20 protein-coding genes and 2 tRNA genes are annotated in these 16,635 nt (G+C 74.5%); 10 read left to right on the forward strand and 12 right to left on the reverse strand.

What is annotated here, in order from left to right:
• The first annotated feature begins 233 nt into the window (after positions 1–233).
• The 4 genes from ACZ4YY_RS33535 (at position 234) to ACZ4YY_RS33550 (ending at position 1,938) form a co-directional block, all read left to right on the forward strand.
• On the forward strand, positions 234–845 hold the full coding sequence (locus tag ACZ4YY_RS33535) for a helix-turn-helix domain-containing protein (protein ID WP_468298746.1): 612 nt from the start codon (positions 234–236) through the stop codon (positions 843–845).
• The gene (locus tag ACZ4YY_RS33540) at positions 842–1,363 is read left to right on the forward strand and encodes a GNAT family N-acetyltransferase (protein ID WP_468298747.1); all 522 of its coding nucleotides are present in this window, start codon (positions 842–844) and stop codon (positions 1,361–1,363) included. Before ACZ4YY_RS33535 ends, ACZ4YY_RS33540 begins: the two co-directional genes overlap by 4 nt.
• 30 nt (positions 1,364–1,393) lie before the next feature.
• Positions 1,394–1,753 carry an MmcQ/YjbR family DNA-binding protein gene (locus ACZ4YY_RS33545; protein ID WP_468298748.1) on the forward strand — a complete coding sequence of 120 codons (360 nt, stop codon included), beginning with the start codon at positions 1,394–1,396 and terminating at the stop codon, positions 1,751–1,753.
• Between the two features lie 108 nt (positions 1,754–1,861).
• Positions 1,862–1,938 (forward strand) — tRNA-Pro (locus ACZ4YY_RS33550).
• Positions 1,939–2,442: 504 nt separating this feature from the next.
• On the opposite strand, the gene ACZ4YY_RS33555 is transcribed toward ACZ4YY_RS33550, so the two are convergent.
• The 4 genes from ACZ4YY_RS33555 to ACZ4YY_RS33570 form a co-directional block, all read right to left on the reverse strand.
• Positions 2,443–2,973: an NUDIX hydrolase family protein gene (locus tag ACZ4YY_RS33555; RefSeq protein ID WP_468298789.1), complete on the reverse strand. Its 531-nt coding sequence runs from the start codon at positions 2,971–2,973 to the stop codon at positions 2,443–2,445.
• A gap of 16 nt (positions 2,974–2,989) precedes the next feature.
• Positions 2,990–4,132, reverse strand: a complete 1,143-nt coding sequence (locus ACZ4YY_RS33560) for an amidohydrolase family protein (RefSeq protein WP_468298749.1) — start codon at positions 4,130–4,132, stop codon at positions 2,990–2,992.
• Position 4,133: 1 nt separating this feature from the next.
• The gene (locus tag ACZ4YY_RS33565) at positions 4,134–5,537 is read right to left on the reverse strand and encodes a type I glutamate--ammonia ligase (protein ID WP_468298750.1); all 1,404 of its coding nucleotides are present in this window, start codon (positions 5,535–5,537) and stop codon (positions 4,134–4,136) included.
• A gap of 546 nt (positions 5,538–6,083) precedes the next feature.
• Entirely contained in the window at positions 6,084–6,896 is an 813-nt protein-coding gene (locus ACZ4YY_RS33570; protein ID WP_468298751.1) for an SAM-dependent methyltransferase, read from the reverse strand.
• Positions 6,897–7,101: 205 nt separating this feature from the next.
• On the opposite strand from ACZ4YY_RS33570, the gene ACZ4YY_RS33575 reads away from it, so the two are divergent.
• Positions 7,102–7,956 carry a Cof-type HAD-IIB family hydrolase gene (locus ACZ4YY_RS33575; RefSeq protein WP_468298752.1) on the forward strand — a complete coding sequence of 285 codons (855 nt, stop codon included), beginning with the start codon at positions 7,102–7,104 and terminating at the stop codon, positions 7,954–7,956.
• 282 nt (positions 7,957–8,238) lie between these two features.
• Here the strand turns inward: ACZ4YY_RS33575 and ACZ4YY_RS33580 are convergent, their stop codons facing one another.
• From ACZ4YY_RS33580 to ACZ4YY_RS33595, 4 genes are read right to left on the reverse strand one after another with little or no spacing between them, the layout of a single operon-like run.
• Entirely contained in the window at positions 8,239–8,583 is a 345-nt protein-coding gene (locus tag ACZ4YY_RS33580) for a DUF3140 domain-containing protein (protein WP_468298753.1), read from the reverse strand.
• 49 nt (positions 8,584–8,632) lie between these two features.
• Entirely contained in the window at positions 8,633–9,115 is a 483-nt protein-coding gene (locus ACZ4YY_RS33585; RefSeq protein WP_468298754.1) for a Dps family protein, read from the reverse strand.
• On the reverse strand, positions 9,112–9,402 hold the full coding sequence (locus tag ACZ4YY_RS33590) for a WhiB family transcriptional regulator (RefSeq protein WP_468298755.1): 291 nt from the start codon (positions 9,400–9,402) through the stop codon (positions 9,112–9,114). Before ACZ4YY_RS33590 ends, ACZ4YY_RS33585 begins: the two co-directional genes overlap by 4 nt.
• A 44-nt stretch (positions 9,403–9,446) precedes the next feature.
• Positions 9,447–10,250, reverse strand: coding sequence for an alpha/beta hydrolase (locus ACZ4YY_RS33595; protein WP_468298756.1), 804 nt, complete (start codon positions 10,248–10,250; stop codon positions 9,447–9,449).
• A 100-nt stretch (positions 10,251–10,350) separates the two neighbouring features.
• Between ACZ4YY_RS33595 and ACZ4YY_RS33600 the strand changes: the two genes are divergently transcribed.
• Positions 10,351–11,538 (forward strand): thiolase family protein, encoded by a 1,188-nt coding sequence (locus ACZ4YY_RS33600; protein WP_468298757.1) that lies wholly within the window; start codon positions 10,351–10,353, stop codon positions 11,536–11,538.
• 146 nt (positions 11,539–11,684) lie between these two features.
• The gene (locus ACZ4YY_RS33605) at positions 11,685–12,458 is read left to right on the forward strand and encodes a sulfite exporter TauE/SafE family protein (protein ID WP_468298758.1); all 774 of its coding nucleotides are present in this window, start codon (positions 11,685–11,687) and stop codon (positions 12,456–12,458) included.
• Here ACZ4YY_RS33605 and ACZ4YY_RS33610 read toward each other — a convergent pair.
• Complete coding sequence (locus ACZ4YY_RS33610; RefSeq protein ID WP_468298759.1) at positions 12,412–12,594, reverse strand: HAD family hydrolase; 183 nt, start codon at positions 12,592–12,594, stop codon at positions 12,412–12,414. The two genes, ACZ4YY_RS33605 and ACZ4YY_RS33610, sit on opposite strands and share 47 nt — an antisense overlap.
• A 64-nt stretch (positions 12,595–12,658) precedes the next feature.
• Here ACZ4YY_RS33610 and ACZ4YY_RS33615 point away from each other — a divergent pair, with 64 nt between their 5' ends.
• The gene (locus tag ACZ4YY_RS33615; protein WP_468298760.1) at positions 12,659–13,405 is read left to right on the forward strand and encodes a cobalt-precorrin-6A reductase; all 747 of its coding nucleotides are present in this window, start codon (positions 12,659–12,661) and stop codon (positions 13,403–13,405) included.
• 324 nt (positions 13,406–13,729) lie between these two features.
• Here the strand turns inward: ACZ4YY_RS33615 and cobF are convergent, their stop codons facing one another.
• Positions 13,730–14,503: a precorrin-6A synthase (deacetylating) gene (cobF, locus tag ACZ4YY_RS33620; RefSeq protein ID WP_468298761.1), complete on the reverse strand. Its 774-nt coding sequence runs from the start codon at positions 14,501–14,503 to the stop codon at positions 13,730–13,732.
• 53 nt (positions 14,504–14,556) lie between these two features.
• On the reverse strand, positions 14,557–15,075 hold the full coding sequence (locus ACZ4YY_RS33625) for a DUF309 domain-containing protein (RefSeq protein ID WP_468298762.1): 519 nt from the start codon (positions 15,073–15,075) through the stop codon (positions 14,557–14,559).
• 99 nt (positions 15,076–15,174) lie between these two features.
• Here ACZ4YY_RS33625 and ACZ4YY_RS33630 point away from each other — a divergent pair.
• A tRNA-Pro gene (locus ACZ4YY_RS33630) sits at positions 15,175–15,248 on the forward strand.
• A 490-nt stretch (positions 15,249–15,738) separates the two neighbouring features.
• Here the strand turns inward: ACZ4YY_RS33630 and ACZ4YY_RS33635 are convergent.
• Complete coding sequence (locus tag ACZ4YY_RS33635) at positions 15,739–15,942, reverse strand: transposase (protein WP_468298763.1); 204 nt, start codon at positions 15,940–15,942, stop codon at positions 15,739–15,741.
• A gap of 367 nt (positions 15,943–16,309) precedes the next feature.
• On the opposite strand from ACZ4YY_RS33635, the gene ACZ4YY_RS33640 reads away from it, so the two are divergent.
• Positions 16,310–16,630, forward strand: coding sequence for a CU044_2847 family protein (locus ACZ4YY_RS33640; protein ID WP_468298764.1), 321 nt, complete (start codon positions 16,310–16,312; stop codon positions 16,628–16,630).
• Positions 16,631–16,635 lie beyond the last annotated feature (5 nt).

Genomic DNA, 16,635 nt, shown 5'->3' on the forward strand with positions numbered 1-16,635 from the left:
GCTACCCGGGGTACCCCGGCAGGTGATCTTGCGACCGCCCCGTACCCCGCCCGCGTGATCGCCGTCGCCCCGGCCCACCGCCCCTCGGCGAACCGAACCGCGTGATCGTCGGCGATGCCCGCAGACCGCCTCACCGATCCCCCCGCGACCCCCCCGCGGCCCCCCGCGACCCCGCCCGTGTGATCACCCGTGACCCCTTCTCGGAATCCCGTATGCGGGATAGCATCCCACATATGAGAAACGTTGAGGGGGGCGGTTCCGCCCCGCCCGAGAGCGCCCAGGACGCCGTCGACCCGGTGGACGCCCGACTCGCCGCCCGTCTCGCCGAGCTGCGTGCCGAACGCGGCTGGTCGCTCGGGGAGCTGGCCGAGCGCAGCGGGGTGAGCCGTTCGACCCTGTCGCGGGCCGAGCGGGCCGAGATCAGCCCCACCGCGGCCACCCTCAACCGCCTGTGCCACGTCTACGGCCGGACCATGTCCCGGCTGCTCGGCGAGGTCGAGGGGGCGCCCGCGCTGCTGGTGCGGGCCGCCGACCAGCCGGTCTGGGAGGACCGCGCCTCCGGGTTCGTCCGGCGTTCGGTGTCGCCGCCGCACGCCGGACTGCGCGGCGAACTCGTCGAGGGCCGGCTCGCCCCCGGCGCCGACATCGCCTACGACCGGCCGCCCGTGCCAGGCCTGGAACAGCACATCTGGGTCCTGGAGGGAGCCCTCGACCTCACCGCGCAGGACGTCGAGCACCACCTCGGCACCGGCGACTGTCTGCGCCTGCGGGTGTGGGGGCCCACCCGGTTCCGGTGCGCGGGCGACACGGACGTGCGGTACGCGCTGGCGGTGGTGCTGCCGTGACGACGACCCGCCTCGACGCCCCCGCCCTGCTCGGCCTCGCCGAGGAGCTGGCCGACCTGCTCGTCGACGCCGTGGACGGCGGCGGCTCCCTCGGCTTCCTCGCCCCGCTCGACCCCGCCCACGCCCTCGCCTGGTGGCGGGAGCGGGCGACGGCGGTGGCCGCCGGTCAGCTCGCGGTGTGGGCGGCCCGCGACGGCGACCGCGTCGTCGGCACGGTCGGCCTCGCCTTCCCCGACAGGCCCAACAGCCGCCACCGCGCCGAACTCGTCAAGCTGGTGGTCCACCGCGACGCCCGCGGCCGCGGCCTCGGACGCCGGCTCCTGGCCCTCGCCGAGGAGGCCGCCGCCGCGAGCGGTGTGACGCTGCTGCACCTGGACACCGAGACCGACAGCCCCGCCGAACGCCTCTACCGCGGCGCCGGATGGACCCGCGCCGGGGTGATCCCGGACTACGCGGCGGACCCGTCCGGTGTACTGCGGCCGACCACCCTGTACTACAAGCACGTCGTCGCCGGGTGACTGTCGGTGGCAGCCGCTACGGTGCGAGGCATGCCGGACGCCGAAGACGCACGCCGTATCGCCCTGTCCCTGCCGGACACGACGGAGAAGATCGCTTGGAACATGCCCACCTTCCGGGTCGCGGAGAAGATGTTCGCCACGCTGCCCGAGGACGAGACCTCGCTCGCCGTGCGCTGCCCCAAGGAGGAGCGCGACGAACTGGTCCTCGCCGAGCCGGGGAAGTTCTGGATCGCCGACCACGAGGCCCAGTTCGCCTGGGTCCGGGTCCGGCTCGCCGCCGTGGAGGACGAGCGGGAGCTCCAGGACATCCTGGCCGACTCCTGGCGCCAGGCGGCCCCGCCGCGCCTGCTGGAGTCGTACCCCGGCCTCGGCCTCCCGGCGCAGGGCTGACCCCGGCGCGGGCCGGGCCGCCCCGAAAGGGGTGCGCGACCACCGACCCGAGTGCGGTATGGTTTCTGTGCACGTCCGGCCGGGGGAAACCCCAGGTCAGGCGGGCAACGGGACGTGGCGCAGCTTGGTAGCGCACTTGACTGGGGGTCAAGGGGTCGCAGGTTCAAATCCTGTCGTCCCGACCAGCTTCACCGCAGGTCGGAAGGCCGTTTCCACGGAATGTGGGGGCGGCCTTCGTCGTGTGGTGCGTGCGGGTTGCCGAGACAAGTCGGCGCGCCCGCGCGGGTTGCCGCCCCTCGAGAAGCGTCTCCGCCAACGGGCCGGCCCCGGCGGCGTCGGGTGCTGTCCGGCCCCGTCGACGGCCCCCTGCCCGCCCGTCCCGCGAACGGCCGACGCCCCGACGACCGTGTCCTTCGACCGTCTGCGCGGGCGCCGCGCCCGGCCTGCGGCGCCCTGCCGGGCTCCGCGCCGCGCCCGGATCCCTGCGGCGGCGACCTCACCGGTCCCGACGGACCCGGCGAACTCCGCGACAGCCCGGGAACCGGCCACGGCTGTCCGACGCGGCGGCCGACGGGGAGACGGGCCGCCGCCGGTGGGAGGTGGCGGAAGAGCACCGGCGTGAGGTACGAGGCGCCTCGGGCGGAGGGTCTCGTCGGAGGGCCGCGAGCACGCCCGGCCCGCCCCGCCCGTCAGGAGGCGGACAGACCGACGTGGGCCAGGGCCTGCCGCAGCAGGAAGCCGTGTCCGCCGGGCATCTCGCTCTGCACCGCGGGCGACGCAGCCTCCTGCGGGTCGAACCACACCAGGTCCAGGGCGTCCTGCCGGGGCCGGCAGTCACCCGTCACCGGCACGATGTAGGCCAGCGACACCGCGTGCTGACGCGGGTCGTGGTACGGCGTGATGCCCTGGGTCGGGAAGTACTCGGCGACCGTGAAGGGCTGGAGGGACGCCGGGACGCGGGGCAGCGCCACCGGGCCGAGGTCCTTCTCCAGATGGCGCAGCAGCGCGTCGCGGACCCGCTCGTGGTGCAGGACCCGGCCGGAGACCAGGGTCCGGCTGACATTGCCGTCCGGTCCGATGCGCAGCAGCAGGCCGATGCGGGTGACTTCGCCGCTGTCGTCGACGCGCACGGGCACGGCCTCGACGTACAGGATCGGCATGCGGGCACGGGCGAGTTCGAGTTCGTCCTGGCTCAGCCAGCCCGGCGTGGTCTCGGTCATGTCAGACATTGCTAGATCATACTTTCAGTGTCCGGTGGGGTAGCCGGTAGACCCGGCGGGCGTTGTCCGCTCCCGCCCACCGCGCCAGGCGCAGCGCGTCGGGCAGGCTCAACTCGTCGTCGTCCACCCGGTCCTGGAGGAGGTCTCCGAGGCCCCGGCGGAACGCCAGCGCGCCGAGCGCGTGGAACTCCACGACACCGTAGGCGTCCGAGCTGTACAGCAGTTTGCGGAACGGTGTGATCTCCAGCGCCTCCTCCAGCACCGCCCGCGCCCGGGCCGGGCCGACGTGGTGCAGGGTGAGCCCCACGTCCAGGTACACCCGCTCGAACACCGCGGCCAGGTAGGCGGCCTGCCGCTGGTAGGGCCAGCAGTGCAGGAGGAGCACCGGGATCGTGCCCGAGGTCAGGTGCAGCCAGTCCGTGAGGCGGGTGGGATCCACCCGGTGCAGCCGGATGTCGCGGTCGCCGAAGCCGGTGTGGAGCTGGAGGGGCAGCCCCAGGTCGACGGCGGTCCACAGCAGGTGCCGTACCAGGACGGGGTCCGCCAGCCGTCCGCCGTGCGCGAGCCAGCGCCGGGCGGCGCGGGTGACCTCGGCGTCCGAGGGACGGGCCGGGTCCAGGTCGAAGCCGGTGCGGTAGGCGGCCACCGACTTCACCGCCACCACCCCCGGCCGCCGCACCGCGTCCAGCGCGGCCGCGCGGAACGCGTCCCCGTACCCGTCCGGCTCGACGCCCCGCCCGGCCACCGTCTCCGCGACACGCTCCAGCCGGACCACCTCGTACGCCACCGCGCCCGCCGCCTCGGCCAGCTCGGCCGGCGTCGTCAGGGGCAACGGGGCGAACCCAGTGTCCACACAGAGCGCGCCCGTCCCCGCCGCCGTGAGGAGACGACGGCCGACCTCCCCGGGGCCCAGCTCGTCCCGCCGGGCCAGGTAAGCGTCGGCGGGCGCGTGCCGCTCCAGGTCCAGCAGGGGCGCGCAGTGCCGGCGGACGGCGACGCCCGCCGGGGTGTCGAACGGCGAGCTGCCCGGCCAGCGCTCGCCCTCGGTGAGCAGCGACTCGAAGCCCGCCCGGTCCAGCGGGCCGGTGACCACGCCGTGACAGTGGTGGTCCACCAGTCGCAGTGCGGCGAGTGCCTCGTGGACCGGCCCGACGGCCATGTCAGTACACCCACCGGTAGGCGGCGGCGACCTGCGCGTCGTCCAGCCCGTCCGCGGCCTCCAGCTCCCCGAGCCGTACGGCGGTCACCGCGTCGGCGAGGACCGGCCCGAGCGCGCCGCGCAACACCTCGTCCCGGCGGAACGCGGCGACAGCCTCGTCCAGCGAGGCCGGCAGCCGCCGCACGCCCCTGGCGGCGGCCTCCCCGGCGTCGAGGAGGGCCGGGTCGCCGGTGGTCTCCTCGGGCAGCACGGCACTCGACGACACCCCGTCCAGGCCGGCGGCGATCAGACAGCCGAGCGCGAGGTAGGGGTTGGCGGCCAGGTCGACCGGCTTGACCTCCAGGTTCGCCAGCTCCGCGCGCCGGCCTACGGTGCCCCGCACCAGCCGCAGCGCGCACTCGCGGGTCTCCAGCCCCCACGCCGTGAACACCCCGGCCCACTGGGAGGGCCTCAGCCGCAGACGGCTCGCGGGGCTCGGCGCGGTCACCGCCGTCAGGGCCGGCAGACGCGCCAGCACCCCGGCCGTGAAGGCCTCCGCGTCGGCCGTCATGCCGTGGCGCCGGTCGCCGCCCGTGTGCAGGTTGACGCCACCGCGCCAGGCGGAGAGGTGGACGTGGCCGCCGTTGCCGACGCCGCGTGCCGCGACGGCGGGGGAGAAGGAGACCCGCAGGCCGTGGCGGCGGGCCACCGCGCGGATCGTCTGCCGCACCAGCACACTGCGGTCGGCCGCCGCCACCGGGTCCAGGGCACCCGCCGAGATCTCGAACTGACCGGGCCCGTACTCGGGATGCACCTGGTCGACGTCCACGCCCTGCGCCGCGCACGCGGCCAGCAGGTCGGCCAGGTACGCGCTCAGCTCGACCTGGCGGACCGCGCCGTACGCCGGTCCCGTGGCCGCCGGGACGAACTCCCCGGCGGGCGCGGAGTCCAGGCCCACGGCCCACTCGATCTCGACGGCCGCCCGGAAGGCCAGGCCGTGCGCGCGGGCCGCGTCGGCGACGACCCGCCGCAGGAAGGTGCGGGAGCAGCCCGGATGCCGCTCGCCGTCCTGGGTGATCCGGTCGACCGGCGCCCACGCCCAGCCGGGCTGCCCGGCCAGCACCACCAGCCGGTCGAGGTCGGGGTACAGGCGCAGGTCGCCGTCCGGGGAGCCCAGGACGTCCGTGGTGACGCTGCGGTCGTCCGCGAGGAACGTGTCGAACACCGGGGACATGCCGACGCCCCAGGCCGCCGCCGACGCCAGTCCCGCGACGGGGATCGTCTTCACCCGCGTGACGCCCGCGGTGTCGACGTAGGCGAGGACGATCCCGTGCACGCCCCGCCCCGACAGCCCGCCGCTCAGCGCTCGCGCCCGCTCGACGTCACCGGGGCGTCCGCCGGGCACCGGGTCGGCGAGGGTGGTCATACGGCCTCCCACGGTCAGGGCCCGATGCGCGGTCGGTCGGCCGCACGGCGGGCCACCGTCACAGACCACCGTCGCACGGCCGGGCCGCCGGCACAGCGCCACCGTGCCGCCGTCACCGCGTCCCCGTTGCGCGGGGGACAGCCGGCACCGCGTCCCCGTGCCCGGGGTGAGCCGCCGGCACCGCGTCCCCGCGTCCGGGGCGGGACTGCCGGCACCGTGTCCCGTGCCCGGGGCGGGCCGCCGGCTCAGCCTCCCCGTCCCCGGGGTGAGCCGCCGGCTCAGAGGCCCGCTGCGGGATCCACCGTGTCCCCGTCCTTCGGGCGGGCCGCCGGTACAACGCCCCCGTGCGGCCTTCACCGCGTCCCCGTTGCGCGGGGGACAGCCGGCACCGCGCGTCCCGTGCCCGGGATGGGCCGCCGGCTCAGCGTCCCGTTGTGGGAGTCACCGCGTGCCCGTCCCGGGGGCGGATCGCCGGCGCGGCGCCTGCTCGCGCGTCCGGCCGACCGCCCTCACCACCTCACCGCCGCCCGGTGGGCGGGCCCTGCGTCAGGGCTTGACGGCCACCGCGCCGTACTGCGGCACCACAGCCGGGGAGCCCGGCTCGGGACGCCAGCGGGAGCACGGCACCAGGCCCGGCTCCAGCATCTCCAGGCCCTCGAAGAACGCGGCGATCTCCGCGCCGGAGCGGGCCGTGATCGGCGGTGTGGCGTTCTCGTTCCAGAACTTCATCGCCGGGATCTGGCCCTCGCCGCCGACCTCGGGGTCGTGGGTGGGGTGCGTCAGCACCAGGAAGCTGCCCGAGGGGACCTCGGCCATGATCCGGCGCACGACGTCCCGCGCCGCCTCGACGTCCAGGACGAAGTTCAGGATGCCGAGCATCATCACCGCGACCGGGCGGGTGAGGTCCAGGGTGGCGCCGGCCCGCCGCAGGATCGCGTCCGGGTCGTGCACGTCGGCGTCGATGTAGTCGGTGGCGCCCTCGGGGGTGCCGGTCAGCAGCGTGCGGGCGTGCGCGAGGACGATCGGGTCGTTGTCGACGTACACGATCCGCGACTCGGGGGCGACGCGCTGTGCGATCTCGTGGGTGTTGTCGGCCGTCGGCAGCCCGGTGCCGACGTCGAGGAACTGCCGCACCCCGCGCTCCTCGGTGAGGAACCGCACCGCCCGGCCCAGGAACCAGCGGTCCGCGCGGGCGATCTCCCGGATCAGCGGGAACATCCCGGCGACCTGCTCGCCGACCTTCTGGTCGACCTCGTAGTTGTCCTTGCCGCCGATCCAGTAGTTCCACACCCGCGCGTTGTGCGCCACTCCGGTGTTCAGCCGTGCCCGTCCGCCCGCCGGCGCGTGGCCCTCGCTCACGTCACTGCTCCTTCTCGCGTCCTGACCGGAATCGTTCGCCCGTCCGGCCGTCGTCGCCATTGTGCCGTCGGGTGATCACCGGTGTCCCGGGAATCGGCGCGACGGCGGCGACCGGCGCGGGGGCCGGCGCCCCGGGCCCCCGGCGGTGGCCCTCGTGTCCCCCGGTAGGGTGACGGTCCGGTCGCCCCCGTACAGGAAGCAGGACATGCGCCCCTCGCAAGCCGCCCGTCCCACCGCCCCCGACCCGTCGGTCGCCCCGGCCGACATCCGGCTGATCGTCACCGACATGGACGGCACTCTGCTCGACGACGGCCAGCGGACGCCCGAGGGACTGGGGGAGACGCTCGCACGGCTGCGGCGGCGCGGGGTGCTGTTCAGCCCGGCCAGCGGACGCCAGTACGCCACCCTGGAGCGCGAGTTCGCCGACTTCGCCGACGGCATGGTCTTCATCGCCGAGAACGGCACCTACGTGGTGCGCGACGGGCGGGAACTGAGCTCCGACCCGCTGGCGGCGGACGTGGTCCCGGGGATCGTGGAGGCCGCGCGCGGGCTGGCGGCCGACGGCGCCGACATCGGCGTCGTCGTGTGCGGCAAGCGGTCCGCCTACGTGGAGCGGGCCGACGACGCCTTCATGGACGAGGTGGCCCGGTACTACGTCCGCCACCGCGTCGTCGAGGACGCCGCCGCCGTCGACGACGACATTCTGAAGGTCGCCCTGTTCGACTTCGGGTCGGCCGAGAGGACGATCGCCCCCGCCCTGAAGCCGTTCGCCGCCACCCACCAGGTCGTCGTCTCCGGCGAGCACTGGGTCGACGTCATGAACCGCACCGCCAACAAGGGTGCCGCGCTGCGCCGGCTCCAGAGGGAGCTCGGCATCACGTCCGCGCAGACCATGGTGTTCGGCGACTACCTCAACGACCTGGAGATGCTGGACGCCGCCGACTGGTCGTTCGCCATGGCCAACGCCCACCCGGAGGTCGTCCGCCGGGCCCGTCACCTCGCCCCTTCGAACAACGACGACGGCGTCCTGCGCACCATCGCGCGGGTGCTGGACCTCTGAGGGCCCCGCGGCCACCGGCCCCGCCGTCACCCGCCGGGCCGCCCCGCCGTCACCCGCCGGCCGCACGTGCCCGGGCGGCAGGCGTCGGCGGGCGTGCCGTACGGCTACCGGTACGTCATCTCGACGCCGGCCGAGGTACGGGGGGCGCCGGGCGAGGAGACGGCGGAGAAACCGGCCGTGGTGCCCGGCGACCACAGCCCGCGCTGTTCGCGCCCGACCCGTCCGTGCTCGTGCCGCGCGTGCGGACGCCGGTGGCGGTCGCGCCGAGCCGCCCGGCCCGTCTCACGCCTTGAGCGGGTCGTGGCCGATCGTCATCAGACGGTGCCGGCGGCGGGTGTCCTCCCGCGTCCGCTCCGGCTCCGGTTCGTTCTCCAGGTCGGCCTGCGCGGTCACCGTGTCGACGACCCGGTGCATCACGCGGACGTCGTCGTCGGTCAGGTCGGTGCGCCGCTTCTGCAGGATGGCCAGCACGTGCTGCCCGGTCGGGCTGCCGGCCGCCTCGGGCAGGGGTTCGGCGTTCTCGTCGGCGTCCCGCACCCGCAGCCAGGCGGCCAGCTCCTGCGAGGTCATGTTCACGACGCGGTGGAAGTCCTCCCACAGCGCGTCGAGTTCGAGGGCGTCGGTCATGGCGTGCCCCTTCGTCCGGTGGATCGTTCTCGGTGCCTGTCCGGCCGGTTCAGCTCTCGCGCGGCCAGTTCTCCGCCTCGAACATCCACCGCTGCTTCTCCAGGTCGGCGGTGATGCCGATGAGCAGGTCCTGGGTGACAGGGTCCGCCGTCTCCGTCGCCTCGATCCGCTCCCGCAGCCGTCCGATGGCCGCGCTCAGCGCGTCCGCGATGACCTGCACGACCTCCTCGTCGCGCACCCAGCCGTCCTTCGGGCCGGGCAGCGTGAACGTCGAGGCGATGGTCTCCGGACGGCCGTCGGGCGGCAGACCCAGCGCGGCGGCCCGCTCGGCGACGGTGTCCGCGTACTCGCGGGCCGTCGTGACCACCTCGTCGAGCTGGAGGTGGATCGAGCGGAAGCGGGGGCCGACGATGTTCCAGTGCGCCTGCTTCCCGACCAGGGAGAGGCCCAGGAGGTCGATCAGGGTGGTCTGCAACGCGTCGAAGGTGACCTGACGGGCGGGTTCCGGCAGCGGGCTCTTCACGACAGTCATACCGAGGTTCTCCTTGCGGCGTCGTCTCGTGCGGTACGGAGCAGTTCGGCGCGTTCCTCCTCGCCGGTGCCGCCCCACACTCCGGCCATCTGCCCACTGGCGAGGGCGTAGTCCAGGCACGCGGCGGTCACGGCGCAGCGGGCGCAGACCCGCTTGGCGTCGGCGACGTCCCGCAGGGCCGGTCCTGACGTGCCCACGGGAAAGAACAGCTCGGGGTCCTCGCCCACACAGGCGGCACGGCGCAACCACTCCATGGAGGCGCGGGTGCCCAGGGCGAACAGGTGCAAACGCGGCGCCCGTCAACCGCCGGGCCCGTCCGCCGGGAGCCGTGTCACCCGGGGAGGACGTCGTCCAGGAACCGCGTCACGTCCGCGAAGACCTCGGCCTTGTTCGTCTCGTGGAACACCTCGTGCCGGGCGCCGGGATAGACGCGCTCGGTGAGACTGCCGCTTCCGCTCAGCCCCTCGACGCCGGGCCGGGTGCCGGCGAGCGGGACCAGCCGGTCGTCCTCGCCGTGCAGCCACAGCAGCGGGATCGGGCCGACCCGGCCCTCCTCGGCGACGGTCCCCAGGGTCCGCACGAACGCCTCCAGCGTCGGCCGCTTCATCGGGCCGTGCCACACCAGCGGATCGGCGGCGTACGCGGCGCCCACCGCCGGGTCGCGGGACAGCGCGGCGGGGCTGATCGGGGTGTCCGGGATCTCGTCGAGGGCGAGCAGCCGCCCGGGCAGCTCCCAGGCGCCGAGGACCGGGCCGGACAGTACGAGCGCGGCGGTCCCGTCGCCGTACCGCTGTGCGTAGCGGGCCGCGACGAGGCCGCCCATGGAGTGGCCGATCACCACCAGCGGCAGGCCGGGGTGCGCGGCCCGGGCGAGCCCGGCCACGGCGTGCAGGTCGGTCACCACGTCCTCGAAGTCCTCGATCACGACCCGCTCGCCCGCCGACCTGCCGTGGCCGACGTGGTCGACCGCGAACACGGCCGCCCCGTGTCCCCGCAGCACGGCTGCCACCCGGGCGTGACGGCCGGCGTGCTCGCCGTAGCCGTGGACCAGGAGGGCCAGGTGGCGGGGCTCAGGGTGCGACCACTCGTAGGCGGCCAGCGCACCGCGGGTCCCTGCGAGGGCGTGCTCGGTCATGTCTCCTCCTGTACGGGACCCGACCCAGTGAAACTAGCGGTGCTAATTTAGAGGGAGTCGGTCCACCGGTCCACATCGTCGTCGGTCAGGAGTCCCCCTCGTGCGTCCCGTCCACTTCGCGGCCGCCCGCCGCACCCCCATCGGCAAGCTCCGCGGTGCGCTGTCCACCGTGCGGCCCGACGACCTCGCCGCCGCCGTCGTGCGCGGCCTGGTCGCCGACCTGCCCGCGCTCGACCCGGCCCGGATCGACGACGTCTACTGGGGCGCCGCCAACCAGGCCGGCGAGGACAACCGCAACGTCGCCCGGATGGCAGCGCTGCTCGCCGGACTGCCCGAGACGGTCCCCGGCGCCACGGTCAACCGGTTGTGCGCCTCCGGCATGGAGGCCGTCACCGCCGCGGCCCGCACCATCGCCGCCGGCGAGGCGGACGTCGTGCTCGCGGGCGGCTCCGAGTCGATGAGCCGCGCCCCGTTCGTGCTGGCCCGCCCCGACGAAGCCCTCCCGCACCGCATGGAGACCGTCGACACCCGCCTCGGCTGGCGCCTGGTCAACCCGGCGATGAAGGACCTGCACGGCCTGCTGTCCATGGGCGAGACCGCCGAGGAGGTCGCCGCTCGCCACGGCGTCCCGCGCGAGCGCCAGGACGAGTTCGCCCTGCGCAGCCACCGGCTCGCCGCGCTGGCCCGCAAGAACGGCCACTTCGACGACGAAATCCTGCCCGTCGAACGCCCCGACGGCGTGGTCGTCGATGCCGACGAGTGCATCCGCGAGGACACCTCCTACGAGCGGCTCGCCGGGCTGAAGCCCGTCTTCCGCGCCGGCGGCACGGTCACCGCGGGCAACGCCTCCCCGATGAACGACGGCGCCGCCGGCCTCCTCCTTGTCAGCGAGGAGGCCCTCAACGACCTGGGGCTGGAGTCCCTGGGCCGCTATGTCGCCGGTGCCTCCGCCGGCGTCCACCCCGACGTGATGGGCATCGGCCCCGTCCCCGCCACCCACAAGGCGCTGGCCCGCGCCGGGTGGGGGGTCGGCGACGTCCAGGAGGCCGAGTTCAACGAGGCGTTCGCGGCACAGGCCCTGGCCTGCGTGGACCGACTGGGCATCGACCCCGACCTGGTCAACCCCAGCGGCGGCGCGATCGCCCTCGGCCACCCGCTGGGCTGCTCGGGCGCCCGCATCCTCACCACGCTCCTGCACCGCATGCGACGCACCGGCGCCCAGCGCGGCCTGGCCACCATGTGCGTGGGCGTGGGGCAGGGCAGCGCGGTGCTGGTGGAACGGCACTGACCCGGCCGGCCGGGGCGGTCACCGGACGGGAGCCCGGCGGACATCAGGCGGGTGCCGGGGCGGCCACCAGGCGAACGCCAGGGCGGGCCACCAGTCGAGACGGACCTCACGGCGTCGGTTAGGTGCCCTTAGCATCGGTAGCCGTAATGAACACGATGACCTTGTGGCACCTCACCGGCTGGGAGTTCGCCGCCCTCGCCTTCGCGGCCCTGCTGGTCGGCTTCTCCAAGACGGCCGTCAGCGGGGCCAACACGGTCAGCCTCGCCCTCTTCGCCGCCGTCCTGCCGGCCCGGGCCTCCACGGGCGTGCTGCTGCCGATCCTCATCGCGGGGGACGTCCTCGCCGTCCTCACCTACCGGCGGCACGCCCACTGGCCCACCCTGTGGCGGCTCTTCCCCGCTGTCGCGGCCGGCGTCGTCGTCGGCACGGTCTTCCTGACGTGGGCCGACGACGCGGTGGTGCGCACGTCGATCGGCGCGATCCTGCTGCTGATGGCGGGCGTCACGGTGTGGCGCCGCCGCACCGCCGGGGCGGCCGACGACCCGGACGCCGTGGTCACCCGGGGCGGCCGCCTCAAGGCCCGCTCCTACGGCGTCCTCGGCGGCTTCACCACGATGGTCGCCAACGCGGGAGGCCCGGTGATGTCCATGTACCTGCTGTCGGCGGGCTTCCGCAAGCTCGGCTTCCTCGGCACCTCCGCCTTCTTCTTCCTCATCGTCAACGTCTCCAAGGTGCCGTTCAGCGTGGGCCTCGGCCTCATCGACGGCCGCTCACTGCTGCTGGACGCCGCGCTCGTCGCCTTCGTCGTGCCCGGGGCGCTGTTCGGCACGTGGGCCGTCCACCGCATCGACCAGCGGCTGTTCGAACAGCTCGTCATCGCCGCCACGGTGGTCGGCGCACTGCAACTGCTACTGCGTTAGAGGTGTTGGTGACGAGGGCGACGCCCAGCCCCGCCTCCCGGATCGTCCGCAGCGCCTCCACCGTGCCGGGCAGCGGTTCCCAGGAGACGGTCAGCACTCCGTCGACATCGACGAGGACGGCCCGCACCGCATCCATACGGGGACGATAACGCCGTCCTCGGCCGTCCGCGCCGGGAGAGCCACCCCGTAGGCTCGACACCATGTCCGCGCACGTCCTGGTCCTCGGTGGCACCACCGAGGCACGTGAACTGGCCGCCGCGCTGGCGGTCCGCCCGGGTGTGCGGGTGACCTCCTCGCTCGCCGGGCGCGTGTCCCGGCCGGGGGCGCTCGCCGGGGAGGTCCGCATCGGCGGGTTCGGCGGGGCGGAGGGGCTCGCCGCGTGGCTGCGCGAGGAGCGCGTGGACGCCGTCGTGGACGCCACCCACCCCTTCGCCGCCGGCATCACCGCGAACGCGGCCCGGGCCGCCGCCGCCACCGGACGCCCGCTGGTGGTCCTGCGGCGGCCCGGCTGGCGCCCCGGCCCCGGGGACCGCTGGCATCCGGTCGACTCGCTGGAGGGGGCGGCACGGGTGCTGCCGGGCCTGGGCGAGCGCGTCTTCCTGACGACCGGACGCCTGGGCCTGGCGGCCTTCGCCGCTCTCACCGGCCTCCACTTCGTCGTACGGTCCGTGGAGCCGCCCGAGCCGCCGACACCCCCGGACCTCGAACTCGTCCTGGCCCGTGGTCCGTTCACCGTCGACGACGAACGGACCCTGCTGCGCGAGCACCGGGTGGACGTGCTGGTGACGAAGGACAGCGGCGCGACGGCGACGGCGGCGAAGCTGACGGCCGCGCGGGAGCTGGGACTGCCCGTGGTGGTCGTGCGGCGGCCGTCGCTGCCCGCGGGGGTGGAGACCGTGCCGGACGTGGCGGGGGCAGTGGCGTGGCTGGGGTTCGGGGCGGGGTGAGCCCGAGCGCGAGGGCCCGGGCGTGCGGTCACCGCACCCGGCCGGGGTGACCGGGGGGCGGCCGGGCGGTCAGGGGGCCGGGGCCGGGGTGCCGTGGGGGAGCCGGGTGACGGGCCCTCGACGAGCAGCGGACCCGCTCCTCGGCCGACGCCCCCACGCCGCGGCGTGACGGCGCCGGTCTCGCGCACGACGCGGGTCTCGTGTGCGCCCCGCACGACGCGGGTCTCGTGTGCGCCCGTACCGGGGGCGAGAGCGGCGAGCGCGGGGAGCGAGAACGGCGAGCGTGCCGGGGCGGATGCGGGAGCGGTCCGCTCGGGGCGGCCCTCACGCCTCGCCGGGGTTGCGGCGCAGCAGATACGTGTCCATGATCCAGCCCTTGCGCTCGCGCGCCTCGGCCCGCAGCCGCTCGATGCGCGGACCGGCCTCGGCGAGCGGACCCGAGACCAGGATCTCGTCCGGCGTGCCGATGTAGGCGCCCCAGTAGATCTCCATGTCCTCCCCGGCGTACCGCCGGAAGGCCTGGTGGGCGTCGAGCATCACCACCACGTCGTCCACCCCCTCCGGGAAGCCCTCGGCGAGCCGGCGGCCCGTGGTGATCTGCACCGGGCGCGCCACCCGGTTCAGACCGGTGCGGTGCCGGGCGACGAGCGCGGAGACACTGCTGATGCCCGGCACCACGTCGTACTCGAAGGTCACCGCCCCCCGCTCCAGCACCTCCTGGAGGATGGCGAGCGTGCTGTCGTACAGCGCGGGGTCGCCCCACACCAGGAACGCGCCGCTGTCGTCCTCCCCGAGCTCCTCGGTGATCAGCCGCTCGTAGATGTCGGCGCGGGCACTGCGCCAGTCGCCGACGGCGGGGGAGTAGGCCGCCCCGCCCGCCCCGCGGTCCCTCTCCGGGTCACGGGCCTCCACCACCCGGTAGGCGCCGTCCGGCAGGTGCGCGTCCAGCATGTCGCGGCGCAGGCGCGTCAGATCGCTCTTCACCTCGCCCTTGTCCAGGACGAAGAACACGTCCGTGCTCCGCAGGACCCTGACCGCCTGAAGGGTCAGCTGGTCGGGGTCGCCCGCGCCGATACCGATGACATGAATCTTTCGCACGCCCTGAGTCTGCCGTACGGCACGGACGGTGACGGCACCGGATCCCGCCGCCGTCAGTCCAGCCGGGGCGCCGCCGCCCGCGCGTCCACCGGGCCGCCCGTCTCCTCCACGGTCCGCGCCAGCTCCCGCGCCCAGTCGGCCAGCCGCGCGAGGTCCATCCCGTACGGCCGCCCCTGCCCGGTGCGCGCCGCCCACTCCTGAACGGCGCCGGCCCCGCGCCTCAGCAGCCGCGCACCGCCGGTGACGTTGCCGCGTGCCGCGTGGGTGAGGCCCACCGCGAGCTGGGCCAGGCCCCGCCACAGGGTGCGCTCGGACGCGGGCCCCGACTTCCAGGCGTCCTCGAAGACCTCGTGCGCGTGGAACGGCTTGCCCTCCGCCAGCAGGGCCCGCGCCTCGGCGACGCTCTCCTGCGGCGTGCGCACCACCCCCTCCGGCTGCCGTGCCACACCCACCGCGCCGTACGGCAGGGGCCGCCCCAGCCCGTCCCGGGGCCGGGCGTTGCGCGCTCGCCCCTCCTCGTCCCGGTCCCGCGGCCCGGCCGTGCCCTCGTCGCTGCGCCCTGTGCTGCCCATGAGCCGATTGTCCCGCGCCGACGCCCCCTTCGGTGCACCGCCCGGCGTGGGGTAAAGTTCTGTTCGCGCGATCACGCGGAACTCCGCGGGACAGCGCACCGGGACGTGGCGCAGCTTGGTAGCGCACTTGACTGGGGGTCAAGGGGTCGCAGGTTCAAATCCTGTCGTCCCGACTTTACGAAGTCGCAGCTCAGGAGCCGTTTCAGAGGAGATCTGAAGCGGCTCTTGATCATTCCTGCGGACCTCTTGGGGACCGGGATGCTGGCGTGAGCTGTGGTCTTGCACGCGTAGCAGGTGTCGGGTCCACGGTGTTGCGACGCGGCCGGTAGGACGGGTCTGGAAGCAACTGGCGCCGATGCCGGCCCGGCGGCCGAGAACGCCACCACTGCGCTCCAGCAATACGGCCCGCAGGAGCCGCCGCCGAAGCGCGCGTGCTGGTGCCGCGCTTGCACACAGGTTTTCTTGCGGGGCGGGCGGCCTGGCCGGTGGCCGTCTCCGGGCTCGTGTACCGGATGCCCCGACGGCGGGCCCGGAGGCGCTGCCACGGCGTCTCGTCCTGGTGGTGTTCTGCCTGCGCAGCCCCCTTGGAATCGGGTGCGGGCGCTGGCCGCATGCCGGCGAGCGCGGACGACGGTGGAGTCGACCGACCTCTCCCAGTCGACTTCACCTGCCGCGTCCGCCGCGGGCCGCGGCCCGGACCCGCTGGATCAGACGCTTCCACCTCCCGTCCGCTGACCACAGCCAGTGGCGTTCCTGGACGGTCTTCCACGGGCCGAACCATTCGGGCAGGTCACGCCGCTGAACACCGGTCCGCGCCCGGTGCAGAATCCGGTCGATCACCGGCCGGTGGTCCCGCCAGCGCCACAAAGCCTGTTACCGACCGGCAGAAACGGCCGCAGCAGGTACCACTCGGCATCACTCAGACCACCCCGCCTCATGACTGCAGCAAGACCCGAACGCGGAAGTGGTCACATGATCGACGGGACAAGTCCGGATTCCGGCGACGGCTCCAGCCGCCGGGAAACCGCAGGGCACGACCGCGGTCGGCAGCCGGGACACCTTCCCCGCGTCGATGGTGCTCGACGTCCAGTTGGGTGGGAGACAACCCGGTGGGCTGCGCCCGGCCGGTGCGACGGCGACTCCTTCGTACGGACCACTCCGAGCTGCGGCTCCTCCCCAGATCACCGGATGCTGGGACGGGCTCCCTGATGTGCCCGCGAGCGATGGAGGAGGCATGTTGACATCTCTGGCCCGGATTCCACTCGAGGGCGGGGGCTCGGTACTGGTGGAGACGGCAGCCGGCATCGAGGGGCCGGTGAAAGCCGGTCGCGTCGCGGATGCCATCCGTGAGGTACCGGAGACCTTGCAGGAAGCTCTGGAGCCGGTCACCCAGGCTGCACAGGCAGTTCTTGAGCAGCTACGCAAGGCCCGGCCTGACCAGATCACCGTCGAGTTCGGCGTCGACCTCGCGGTCGAGGTCGGCGCGGTGATCACCAAGAGCAAGGCGAACTGTCATCTGCAGGTCTCCGTGTTGTGGATGAACGACGATGGTTAGCGCCG

It is taken from the genome of Streptomyces sp. NPDC030143 (assembly GCF_055573695.1).